This window comes from Streptomyces sp. NRRL B-24085 (assembly GCF_001282115.1).
Taxonomy (GTDB): Bacteria; Actinomycetota; Actinomycetes; order Streptomycetales; family Streptomycetaceae; genus Streptomyces.
This window is the reverse complement of the sequence record NZ_LJBR01000013.1, coordinates 1-10746: the sequence shown is the minus strand read 5'-3', so window position 1 is coordinate 10746 and position 10746 is coordinate 1. Positions and strand designations below refer to the sequence as shown.

Annotated in this window: 9 protein-coding genes and 2 pseudogenes; 3 read left to right on the top strand and 8 right to left on the bottom strand. The window is 73.6% G+C overall.

The features are described from left to right. The 4 genes and pseudogenes from AOJ26_RS01650 to AOJ26_RS01635 all read right to left on the bottom strand — a co-directional run. Nucleotides 1-187, bottom strand: a pseudogene (locus tag AOJ26_RS01650) (hypothetical protein); the annotation flags it as partial. Then, nucleotides 184-843 (bottom strand): SCO family protein, encoded by a 660-nt coding sequence (locus AOJ26_RS01645; protein ID WP_053846333.1) that lies wholly within the window; start codon nucleotides 841-843, stop codon nucleotides 184-186. The pseudogene AOJ26_RS01650 and the gene AOJ26_RS01645, both read right to left, overlap by 4 nt. Nucleotides 844-919: 76 nt before the next feature. Beyond that, complete coding sequence (locus AOJ26_RS01640) at nucleotides 920-1666, bottom strand: YcnI family protein (RefSeq protein ID WP_053846332.1); 747 nt, start codon at nucleotides 1664-1666, stop codon at nucleotides 920-922. Between the two features lie 125 nt (nucleotides 1667-1791). Then, on the bottom strand, nucleotides 1792-2595 hold the full coding sequence (locus AOJ26_RS01635) for a hypothetical protein (protein ID WP_053846331.1): 804 nt from the start codon (nucleotides 2593-2595) through the stop codon (nucleotides 1792-1794). A gap of 230 nt (nucleotides 2596-2825) precedes the next feature. Here AOJ26_RS01635 and AOJ26_RS01630 point away from each other — a divergent pair, with 230 nt between their 5' ends. The 3 genes from AOJ26_RS01630 (at nucleotide 2826) to AOJ26_RS01620 (ending at nucleotide 5168) form a co-directional block, all read left to right on the top strand. Next, entirely contained in the window at nucleotides 2826-3266 is a 441-nt protein-coding gene (locus AOJ26_RS01630) for an ATP-binding protein (protein ID WP_053846330.1), read from the top strand. A gap of 94 nt (nucleotides 3267-3360) precedes the next feature. Next, nucleotides 3361-4317, top strand: coding sequence for an intradiol ring-cleavage dioxygenase (locus tag AOJ26_RS01625; RefSeq protein ID WP_053846329.1), 957 nt, complete (start codon nucleotides 3361-3363; stop codon nucleotides 4315-4317). An 8-nt stretch (nucleotides 4318-4325) separates the two neighbouring features. Then, complete coding sequence (locus AOJ26_RS01620) at nucleotides 4326-5168, top strand: triphosphoribosyl-dephospho-CoA synthase (RefSeq protein WP_053846328.1); 843 nt, start codon at nucleotides 4326-4328, stop codon at nucleotides 5166-5168. A gap of 6 nt (nucleotides 5169-5174) precedes the next feature. On the opposite strand, the gene AOJ26_RS01615 is transcribed toward AOJ26_RS01620, so the two are convergent. From AOJ26_RS01615 to AOJ26_RS01600, 4 genes and pseudogenes are all read right to left on the bottom strand, one after another. Then, the gene (locus AOJ26_RS01615; protein ID WP_053846327.1) at nucleotides 5175-6422 is read right to left on the bottom strand and encodes an MFS transporter; all 1248 of its coding nucleotides are present in this window, start codon (nucleotides 6420-6422) and stop codon (nucleotides 5175-5177) included. 46 nt (nucleotides 6423-6468) lie between these two features. Then, nucleotides 6469-7815, bottom strand: coding sequence for a PLP-dependent aminotransferase family protein (locus tag AOJ26_RS01610; protein WP_053846326.1), 1347 nt, complete (start codon nucleotides 7813-7815; stop codon nucleotides 6469-6471). A gap of 61 nt (nucleotides 7816-7876) precedes the next feature. Then, the gene (locus tag AOJ26_RS01605) at nucleotides 7877-9337 is read right to left on the bottom strand and encodes an aminopeptidase P family protein (RefSeq protein WP_086723708.1); all 1461 of its coding nucleotides are present in this window, start codon (nucleotides 9335-9337) and stop codon (nucleotides 7877-7879) included. A gap of 89 nt (nucleotides 9338-9426) precedes the next feature. Continuing rightward, a pseudogene (locus AOJ26_RS01600) lies at nucleotides 9427-10699 on the bottom strand (PP2C family protein-serine/threonine phosphatase). Nucleotides 10700-10746: the final 47 nt, after the last annotated feature.

Below are 10746 nucleotides of genomic sequence, written 5' to 3'. Positions count from 1 at the left end.
GCTCGTCCGCGGACGAGCCGGAGTTGGAGACGGTCAGGAACCCGGCGGCCATGTCGGCGGAGACGGGCTGCGGTATGTAGGCGCCGGAGACGGTGAGGCGGGCCGGGGAGCCGCCGGAGTCCGAACAGCCGGCCAGCAGCAGGGTCGCTCCCGTCAGGACGGCGAGCCCGGTGGACGCGCGGGTCACGGGGTCTGCCCCTTGATGATCTTGGGCAGGTCCTTGGTGTAGTCGTCGACGGTGGCGTCCTCGCCGTAGAGGACGTACCCCTGGTCGGTCTTCGGGGAGAAGGCGACGACCTGGGTGCCGTGCACCGAGACGGTCTTGCCGGTCTTCTTGTCCTTGTGGGTCGGCTCGATGGAGATGCCCAGGGTGCGGGCGCTCGCCTGGATGGTGGCGAAGTCGCCGGTCAGGCCCACGAACCGGGTGTCGATGCCCTTGAGCCACTTGCCGAGTTCGGCCGGGGTGTCGCGGGCCGGGTCGGTGGTGACGAACACGACGGCCAGTCGGTCCTGCTCGGCCTTGGGGAGCTGCTTCTTCGCGACGGCGATGTTGTTCATCGTCAGCGGGCAGATGTCGGGGCAGTGGGTGTAGCCGAAGTAGACCAGTGTCGGCTTGCCCTTCGTCTCCTTGCGGAGGTCGTACTTCTGGCCCTTGGTGTCGGTGAGGACCAGGTCGGGCTTCTCGAACGGCTGGTCGAGGACGGTGGCGGCCTTGTCCGAGCCGGCCTCCTCCGAGACCACCGAGACGGGCGAGCTGCCGCTGTCGTCACCGCTGCCGCAGGCGGAGAGGGTCAGGGTGGCGGCGGCGACCAGCGCGGCCGCGGCGAACGTCTTCTTGCGCATATCAGAATGTCCCAGATGTAAGAATTTTGGTGCGCGCCGGGGCTGTACGGCCCCGGCGCGGGTCCCGCGGAACAGGTCAGGCGTCGCCGCGCCGGCGGCCGGCGAGCACGCCGTAGGCCACGCCCAGGGCGCCGATCACGATGCCGACCACGCCGAGGACACGGGCCGTGGTGTCGCTGCTGTCACCGTCGGCGGCCTCGGTGGTCGCGGCGGCGTTCTCGGTCTTGTCGTCCGCGTCCTCGGCGCTCGTCGAGCCGTGGTGGCCGTCCTCGGAGGCCGCGGACAGGGCGAGGACGGGGGCCGGCGTCTCGGGCTCCTCCGCCCCGTCCTCCTGGACCTCGATCCAGCGCACGACCTCCTTGTTGGAGTACGTCTGGATCGCCTTGAAGACCAGTTCGTCGGCGTCCTCGGGCAGGGCGCCGACGGAGACCGGGAACTTCTCGAAGTAGCCGGGCTGGATGCCGCCGTCCTTGCCGGCGGCGGTCCAGGTGACCTTGGAGACGGCCTCGGTGATCTGCTCGCCGTGCAGTTCGAGGGGCTTGGCGAGCTTGGACTTGGTGACCTCGATCTTCCAGCCCGGCATCGGCTCCGGCATGACCGAGGCCAGCGGGTGGTCGGCCGGGAAGCTGACCTCGAGCTTGGTGGTGGAGGCATTGTCGCGCTCGTTGGGGACCTTGAAGTCCACGACCGCGTAACCGCCCTTGGCCGCGGTGCCCTCGGCCTGCACGCTGACGTGCGCGAAGGCGGGTGAGGACAGGACGACGACGGCACTGACGGCGGTGGCGGCGACGGCACCGGTGGCGGCGAGACGAGAAGCCTTCATGAAAAGAGCACTCCGCTTCGGAAGGGATTCCTGGGAAGAGGGATGCGCGTGCGCACACGCGCGTGCCGCACGACGGCGGCCCCTTTTCCGTCTCCCTCGGGAAGTGGAGTGGTGGTCGCGTCGCGTCAGGCGGCGAGAACGAGTGCGGGGGAGGCCGGCGGACCGCGCCTGATCACCGTGTGCTGGAGGGCCGCGGTCCGCGGTCGGGGCGGCGCGAGTGACGCCGCCAGCGGGGCGCGCGGTCCGGCCTCGGGAACCCCCGGCAGCCCCGCGCCCAGGGCACGCACCAGCGCGAGCGCCCCGCGCAGGGACCGTACGAGCGCCCCTTCCGCGACCGCGTGCGCCGAGCACGTGGACAGTTCGGCGAGCCGCAGCAGCGCCAGGTCTCCGCGCCGCAGCAGCCAGCCCGCGGCGACCGCGGCGAGGACGTGCCCGAGGACCATGGGCAGGGACGGCAGCACGGAGGACCCGGGCATGACCTGCGTCGCGTGGTGCGCGGCATCCGGGGTGCCCGGGTACATCCGGGCGTCGGTGAGGATCTTCTGCGCCTGTGCCGGGCTGATCGCCGCGGCGGTGGTCCCGCACAGCAGCCGCGCGGCCTGCTGGACCAGCGCGGTGTCGGACGCCGGCTGAGCCGAGGGCATCGACGCCATCGTCGTGCCGTGCTGTCCGAGGCCGAACAGGACGTGCAGCACGGTCTGTCCGACCGCGAGCAGTGTCGCGATCCCCGGCAGTGAGCGCGCGCGGCCGGCCAGCGGTGCCACGACGAGCCCGACCCCGGCGAACCCCGCGCCGAGCGTCCACAGCGGAACCGTGGCGCAGGAGGCGATCGAGTGGCCGGCCGCGGCCAGCACGACGCAGACCGCGGCGAACACCGCGGCCCGCAGAACCCGGAGATCCCCTCCGGAACGCGCGTGGGGGGCAGTCATGGCGGGCTCATCATCGCACTGGGCCCATGAGCGCCATACGGCAGGTCCACAAGATGACGTACGGGGGGTACGACCGGAAGGTCACTTCTGGTGCGGAGTGCCCCACATACACCGCCCGTTGCCGCCGACGCATCGCCCATATGGGGGGCATCACGTCAACGATGTGCTTACACACGGGCACGGGCGGCAATACGTAACGGTATGTCGAGCCGCGGCCAGGAGGCTGGAGCATGAGCATCTGGTGGTCACTCCATCTGCGGCGCGAGGCTGCGAGCGTTCCGCTCGCCCGGCGTCTGCTGCTCGGCACCATGGAGACCGCGGGCGTGGACCCGGACGTCTCCTACGACCTCTCCCTGGCCCTGAGCGAGGCCTGTGCCAACGCCGTGGAGCACGGCGGGGAGAGCGGGCCGCAGGACGCCACCGAGGCCTACCGGGTCACCGCCTACCTCGACGGCGAGAAGTGCCGTATCGAGGTCACCGACTCCGGCCCGGGGTTCTCGCCGGTGCGCCCCCGCCCCACCCCCGTGGAGGCGGAGAGCGGCCGCGGGCTCTGTCTCATCCACGAACTCGCCGACCACGTCCAGATCGGCAACAAGCCGGGCAGCGGGGCCGTGGTGAGCTTCGACAAGATCCTCAAGTGGCGCGAGGACGCACCGCTGATGGCGGTGTGAACCGCGGTACCGCGGAGTCGGCCTCCCCGGCCTCTCAGCCCGCGCACAGCGTCCTGCCAAGGTCCTGACGGCCAGGGTTCCTACCTTCCTCGCCATGACGGGAAACCACAGGAACTCCACCATCACCCGGCGCCGCGCCCTCGCGGTGACGGGCGGAACGGTCGCGGCGGGCGGCCTCGCAGTCGCGGGCCACCGGTCGGCGTTCGCCGGCACCACCGACACCACCGAGGCGACGGCCTCCGCCTCGGCGACCGGCACCGGGGCGTGCATGACGCTCATGTCGAGCGTCACCGAAGGCCCGTACTACCTCGACGGCGCCCTGGTCAGGAAGGACATCACCGAGGGCAAGAGCGGGGTCCCGCTGTCGCTGCGGCTGACCGTCGTGGACGCCACCGACGGCTGCACCCCGGTCAAGGGCGCGGCCGTGGAGATCTGGCACTGCGACGCCTGGGGCTACTACTCCGCTTACACCACCGCCAACCCCGGCGGCTCCGCACCCGCGGAGAGCGAGGACGGCTCCACCGCGAACGACAGCACCTACCTGCGCGGCTACCAGATCGCCAACGCCAACGGGGTCGTGAAGTTCGAGACGATCTTCCCGGGCTGGTACACCCCGCGCACCTGCCACATCCACGTGAAGGTGCACACGGGCGGCAGCAAGGAGGACGGCACCTACGAGGGCGGCAAGGTCAACCACACCGGCCAGCTCTTCTTCGACGACACGGTCGCCGAGGCCGTCTTCGCCCTGGAGCCCTACTCCCGGCACTCCGGCAGCTACACCACCCTCGACAACGACATGGTCTACGACGGCGGCGGCACCTCCAGCGGCCTGCTCACCCTCCAGGCCGTCCACAAGGCCGACCCGTCCAAGGGCTACAGGGGCTCCCTGACCCTCGCGATCGACCCGGACGCCGAGAGCACGGGCGCGGGCGGCGGCGGTGGCGGCACGCCCCCGAGCGGCGCCCCGTCCGGCAGCGCCAGTCCCCCGGCCGCCACGCCCTCGTCGTCGGCGGCGTCCTCGTCGTCCTCGGCGTCCTCGGCGTCCTCGTAGGTACGGCCATGAGCAGCCGCGAGGACGAGGCGCTGGCGCTGGCCGCCGTGGACGCGCTGACCGGTCAGCTCGCCCTGGCTCCCAAGCCGGGCCTGCCCGACCCGCGTGACCTCGGGGCCCGTGCCACGCGCCGGGACCACCGGGACCACTGCTCCCTGCGCTGGTCGGCCAAGGCACTCGCGCCCGGCCTCGCGGCGATGGCGGCGGCCGCCCGGCGCACCGGCGAGCCCAGCCCCGGGCTGCGGGCGGAGCTGGGCGCGATCGGCCGGTGCACCGAGCACTCGGTGGCCCTGGCCGGCGGCGGTCACCGCGGTGCCCTGTGGACCCTCGGTCTGCTGGTCGCCGCGACCGCCCTCGACCCGGGGGCGCGGCCCGGGGACGTGACCGCGACCGCGAAGAAGATCGCCGCGCACCGCGACAGGAAGGCTCCGCGCCGGCCCTCCCGGGGCTCCTCGGTCTCCGCGAAGTACGGCGCGGCGGGCGCCCGGGGCGAGGCGCGGGCCGGCTTCCCGCACGTGCGGCGGGCGTTGGACGCCCTGGCCGGGTCCCGCGGCGCGGGCGCCGACGAGGCCGAGGCCCGCCTGGACGCCCTGCTCACCGTGATGTCCACCCTCCAGGACACCGAACTCCTCCACATGGCCGGCCCCCTGGGACTCCGTCACGTCCAGGCGGGTGCCCGCGAGGTCCTGGACGCGGGCGGTACGGCGACGGCCGCGGGCCGCGCGGCCCTGCACGCCCTCGACGCCGACCTCCGCACACGCGCGTGGAGCCCCCGTGGCAGCGCGGGACTGCTCGCGGGGGCCCTGTTCCTGGACGCGCTCCCGGTGACGGCTGCCCCGAGGGCGGCCTGACATCGCCTAGTCCACGAGCACGGGCGTCCCGACCTTCCTCCGTGGGGCGCCCGTCTCCGCGGCCCGGCCCGTCGCCCACCTCGTCGCCGGGCCCATCGCGTACGACGCCACGAGGGTCGCCGCGCCGAGCAGCAGCCATCCCGGCGTGCCCCACTCCACCAGCAGTGTCGTCAGCACCAGCGGCCCCAGGGTTCGGGCCACCGTCACCCCGGTCCCGAAGAACCCCTGGTACTCGCCGACCCGGTCGGCCGGGGCCAGATCGAAGGAGAGCTGCCAGGACCCGGCGGACTGCCCCATCTCGGCCGCCACCTGGAGCACCGCCCCGACGACCAGCGCCCCCACGGCCACCCACGGCGAGGCCCCCGCCGACAGGGCGAACACCGCGCAGGCCGCCAGCATGACCCACCCCGACCGCCGCACCGCGCGCAAGGCCGACGCCGGTCCCGTCACCCCGCGGGCCATCCGCACCTGGAACACCATCACGGCCCCGGTGTTGAGCACGAACAGCGCGGAGACCAGCCAGGCCGGAGCCGCGGTCCGCTCGGCGATCCACAGCGGGATGCCCAGGCTCAGCAGGGGCATCCGCAGCAGCAGGACGGTGTTCAGCAGGGTGAGCACGGCGTACGGCCGGTCGTGCAGCACCCCGGAGGTGCGGCGCCGGTCCACGGCCGGGCGGGGGGCCACCGGAGGCAGCCGCAGCAACAGCCCCGCGCACACCACGAAGCTCACCGCGTCCACCGCGAACACCCCGAGGTACGCGGCCCGTGTCCCGGCGTGCAGCGCGAGGCCGCCCAGCCCCGCCCCGACCGCCAGCCCGGCGTTCAGCGTCGCCTGGAGGTGGGCCAGCAGTCCGGTCCGCTCGCCGGCGGACACCAGCCCCGCGAGCAGCGCCTGCCGGGCCGCCGCCAGCCCCGACTGCGCGGAGGCGTAGGCGCAGGCCGCCAGGACGAACGGCACGAAGTTCCGCACCACCAGGAAGGACGCCACCGCCAGCCCCGTCGCCAGCGCCAGCAGCACCGCCGTACCGCGCGCCCCGCGCCGGTCCGCGAGCCGCCCGAGCGGTACTCCCACCACCGATCCGACCGCCCACCCGACGGTCAGCCCGAGCCCCACGCGGGCCGGGTCGAGGCCGACGACGTGCGTGAAGTAGAGGGCCGACGTCACGTAATAGGCGCCGTCCCCGACGGAGTTGCTCAACTGGGCGAGAGCCAGGACGCGTTGCGGGCCCGCGGGCGGGACGAGTGAGTTCGTCATGGGAACAACGCTAGAAGCGCGGTGGGCCGCCGGGGAGGCCCAATAGTCACCGTGGTGAGTGGCCCAGTTCCAGGACCCGGACCAGGGCGTCCAGCGCCCCGGGATACGCGCCCTCGCGAGGCGTCCCGTACCCCACGACCAGCCCCTCGCGAGACCCGGACGCGTGCCAGTGCTCCCGGAGCGACCCCACCGCGAGTCCCTCGGCCGCGGCCCTTGCCAGCACCGCCGTCTCGTCCCCGACCTCGACCAGCGCGTGCAGCCCGGCCGCGATCCCCTGGACCCGCCACCGCGGCCCCAGCCGCTCCACGAGCCGGTCCCTGCGCCGCCGGTACCGGAGCCGGCACGCGCGCACGTGACGGTCGTAGGCGTGGTCGCGGATCAGCTCGGCGAGCGCGAGCTGCCCGATCGCCTCGGTGCTGTGGTCGCTGTGCAGCTTGGCGTCGGCGACGGGCCCGACGAGGTGCGGCGGCAGCACCATCCAGCCGAGCCGGAGCGCGGGGCCGAGCGTCTTGGACGCCGTCCCGAGGTAGACGACATGCCCCGGCGCCATCCCCTGGAGTGCTCCGACGGGCTGCCGGTCGTACCGGAACTCGCCGTCGTAGTCGTCCTCGACGATCAGCGCTCCACGCGTGCGTGCCCAGTCGGCCAGTGCCCGCCGCCGCGAGGGGTGCAGTGTCACGCCGGTCGGGTACTGGTGGGCGGGCGTGACGACGACGGCCGCGGGGTCCCGCAGGTCGTCGACCTCGACCCCCAGTCCGTCGACCCGCACCGGCACCACCCGCCCGCCGGCCCGCCGTACGACCTCGCGGTGGAAGGGCAGCCCCGGGTCCTCCATGGCGACCGCCTCGCCCTCCAGCACCCGCGTGAGCAGCGCGAGCCCCTGCACGGCCCCGGACGTCACGACGATCCGCTCCGCGGGCGCGACCACCCCGCGGGCCCGCCCGAGATATTCGGAGAGGGCGGCCCGCAGCTCGATCCGGCCCAGGGGATCGCCGTAGTCGTACGCGGTAACCGGCGCGGTGGCGACGGCCCGCCGCACGGCCCTGGCCCAGGCGTCGGCGGGAAAGGTGCCGACGTCCGGCGCGCCGGGCCGCAGATCGTGCACGGGCACCCGCACGCGTGCAGCGGACTTCACGGGTGCGGTACCGGGAGGCGGCAGAGACGCGACCTCGGTACCGGCCCCCTGCCGAGCGGTGAGGAAACCCTCGGCGATCAACTGGTCATAGGCGGCCCTGACGGTCCCCCGGGAAACCCCCAGTTCCTCGGCGAGCCGTCGGGTGGCGGGCAACCGGGCCCCGGGAGCCAGCCGTCCGACGCGGATGGCGTCGCGCAGGGCCCGTTCCAGCCCGACACGACGCCCTTCACCGGCGATGACCTCTAGATGCAGGTCCACTGCACCCACTCAGGGGCGCGGGGAACTGCGCGACCAGCCACAACGCACCCGCGCCCGAAACTCAACCCTTCAGACCCGCCATCCACGCCTCGACCTCGTCGGACCGCCGGGGCAGACCGGACGACAGGTTCCGGTTCCCCTCGGCCGTCACCAGGATGTCGTCCTCGATCCGCACCCCGATGCCCCGGTACTCCTCGGGCACCGTCAGATCGTCGGCCTGGAAGTACAGACCGGGCTCGACGGTCAGCACCATCCCCGCCTCCAGGACCCCGTCCACGTACGACTCGACCCGCGCGGCGGCGCAGTCGTGGACGTCCATGCCGAGCATGTGGCCGGTGCCGTGCAGCGTCCAGCGCCGCTGGAGACCCAGCTCCAGCACCCGCTCCACCGGCCCCTCGACCAGACCCCACTCCACGAGCCGCTCGGCCAGCACCCGCTGGGCCGCGTCGTGGAAGTCCCGGTACTTGGCCCCCGGCTGCACGGCCGCGATCCCGGCCTCCTGGGCGTCGTACACGGCGTCGTAGATCTTCTTCTGGATCTCGCTGAACCGGCCGTTGACCGGCAGCGTCCGCGTCACGTCGGCGGTGTAGTACGTGTGCGTCTCGACGCCGGCGTCGAGGAGCAGCAGCTCACCCGACCGGACCGCACCGTCGTTCCGCACCCAGTGCAGCGTGCACGCGTGCGGTCCCGCGGCGGCGATCGTGCCGTAGCCGACGTCGTTGCCCTCCACGCGCGCGCGGAGGAAGAACGTGCCCTCGATGTAGCGCTCGGAGGTGGCCTCGGCCCTGTCGAGGACCTTCACCACGTCCTCGAAGCCGCGGACCGTGGAGTCGACGGCCTTCTGGAGCTCACCGATCTCGAAGTCGTCCTTGACGAGGCGTGCCTCGGACAGGAAGACCCGCAGCTCCTCGTCCCGCTCGGCGGTGACCTTGTCGGTCAGCGCGGCCTCGATGCCGGCGTCGTAGCCGCGCACGACCCGCACCGGGCCGGTGGCCTCGCGCAGGATGCCGGCGAGCTCGCGCACGTCGGAGACGGGCAGGCCGTACAGCGTCGAGGCCTCGGTCAGCGAGTGCCGCCGCCCGACCCACAGCTCGCCCTGGCCCGACAGCCAGAACTCGCCGTTCTCGCGGTCGGAGCGCGGCAGCAGGTACAGCGTGGCGGTGTGGCCGTCCGGGGCGGGCTCCAGGACGAGGACGCCGTCCTCGGTCTGGTTGCCCGTGAGGTAGGCGTACTCCACGGAGGCCCGGAAGGGGTACTCGGTGTCGTTGGAGCGGGTCTTCAGGTTGCCCGCGGGGACCACCAGCCGCTCGCCGGGGAAGCGCGCGGAGAGCGCCGCGCGGCGGGCCGCGGTCTCGGCGGCCTGCGCGATCGGCTCCAGGTCGTGCAGCTCGGTGTCGGCCCAGCCGGACTTCATGTTCTCGGCCAGCTCGTCGGAGACGCCCGGGTACAGGCCGTTCTTCCGCTTCTTGATCGGCTCTTCGGACTCATCTTCCGGGGTCGCCGGGGTGAGTTCTTCGGCCACGGTCATCCTCCTACGAAACGGCACTGGACCCCGTCCATCGTACGGTCGTACCGAAGGGGGCCCAGGCCCGCAGCACCTGTTACCGACCGCTACTCGAAGTGAGCCGCGAGCAGGACCACGTCCTCCTCGGAGTCCGCCTCGTCCAGTCCGTCCGGCAGCACGGTCCGCAGCACGTGGTCGGCGACGGCGTCGGGGTCACCGCGCAGCGCCCTCGGTACGCCGGCCGCCGCCGCGTGCAGGCGCGCGAAGGCGCGGTCGGTGGGGTCGCCGGTGCGGTGCAGCAGCCCGTCGGTGTACAGCAGAACCGTCTCTCCGGGCTCCGCGCACAGCTCCACGCTCGGCGCCTCCCAGCAGGCCAGCATGCCGAGCGGCGCGGACACGGACGTCTCCACGTACTCGGTGCGCCGCTCGCCGATCAGCAGCGGCGGGCAGTGCCCGGCACCGGCCAGCGTGAGCTTGCGCAGCGCGGGCTCGCAGTAGGCGAACAGGGCGGTGGCGGAGCGGGCCGGCTCGGTCAGCCGGAGCAGCAGCTCCAGGTCGGACAGGACCGCGACCGGGTCCTCGCCCTCCATCACGGCGTACGCCCTCAGGGAGGCTCTCAGGCGCCCCATCGCGGCGACCGCGCTCGGGCCGCTGCCGGTGACCGAACCGACAGCGAGGCCCAGGGCCGCGTCCGGCAGCGGCAGCGCGTCGTACCAGTCGCCGCCCCCGCGCGGGCCGGTGCGGTGCCGGACGGCGAGCCGGACGCCGGCGACGCGGGGGAGCCGGGACGGCAGCAGCTCCTCGGCCATCGTCGCCATGCACGCGCGCGTGCGCTCCACCTCGACGAGCCGGGCCAGGTGCTCGGTGGCGTGGCGGACGTACAGGCCGACGAGGTGGCGCCGGCGCTCGGACGGTTCGGCGGGTTCGTCGTAGAGCCACACGGCCGGCGCCGGCGGTGGACAGGGGGAGCGCGTAGCAGGCCGCGTAGCCGAGGCGGGCGGCCACCTCGCGGTGACGCGGGTCGAGGCCGTCCTCGGCGAGCAGGTCGGGCTGGGCGATCTCGCCGTCGCCGCCCGGCAGCCCTTCGAGGATGCGGCCGTACGACATCGCGCTGCGCGGCACGGTCTCGATGTGTCCGAGGTCGGCGCGGGCGAGTCCGAGACCGATGGTGGTGTCGGGGCCGAGACGGTCGTCCGGTTCGAGGACGACGAGTCCGCGCCGGGCTCCCACCAGGGCGGCGCCGGCGCGCAGGAGTTCCTGGAGCGCGTCGGACAACGCGGCGGTGCGGGCGAGGCGTTCGGTGAGTTCGTGGAGGGTGGTGAGGTCGGAGACCCAGCCGGCGAGACGGTCCTGGAGCAGGGCGCCGGGTGCGTTCGGCACGGGGGCCGCGGGGGTGCCCGGGGCCTCGTGCCGAACGCACCCGGCGC